1 protein-coding gene is annotated in these 728 nt (G+C 43.4%); it reads left to right on the top strand.

All coding sequences use genetic code 11. The features are described from left to right. The coding region (locus H4J66_RS01015; RefSeq protein WP_182169402.1) for a tandem-95 repeat protein at positions 1-728 on the top strand (728 nt) is incomplete at both ends.

Genomic DNA, 728 nt, shown 5'->3' with positions numbered 1-728 from the left:
GGTGCTGTTCCTGTTATTACATATACCGGTACCGATGGTGCTGGTGACACTCAGAGTTCTACCCTAACCATTTCAGTGACACCGGTTTCAGATTTAAGTGATGATAGTGAAACGGTTACGATAGCAGAAGACACAACTGCTACAGGCAATGTGTTAGATAATGCAGAAACAGCAGATGGTCCAATGACCGTCACCAGCTTTACGGTTGATGGGAATACGTATAATGCTGGTGATACCGTTACTCTCGCTGAAGGTGAACTCACTTTAAATGCCGATGGTAGTTATACCTTCACACCTAATGATAATTTCAACGGTGCTGTGCCCGTTATTACTTATAGCGCTACTGACGGTGCAGGTGATACACAGACTTCTACCTTAACGATTTCAGTGACACCAGTTTCTGATCTGAGCGATGATAATGAAACTGTCTCTGTTGCAGAAGATACTACAGCCACAGGCAATGTGTTAGACAATGCAGAAACAGCAGACGGTCCAATGACCGTCACCAGCTTTACGGTTGATGGGAATACGTATAATGCTGGTGATACCGTTACTCTCGCTGAAGGTGAACTCACTTTAAATGCCGATGGTAGTTACACTTTTACTCCGAATGATAACTTTAATGGTGCTGTGCCTGTAATTACTTATATTGTTACTGACGGTGCAGGTGATACTCAGAGTTCTACCCTAACCATTTCAGTGACACCGGTTTCAGATTTAAGTGATGA

Source organism: Colwellia sp. MB3u-55, from assembly GCF_014076785.1.
Classification (GTDB): Bacteria; Pseudomonadota; Gammaproteobacteria; order Enterobacterales; family Alteromonadaceae; genus Colwellia_A.
The sequence above is the reverse complement of the archived record's forward strand: the minus strand, read 5'-3'. Positions and strand labels throughout refer to the sequence as shown.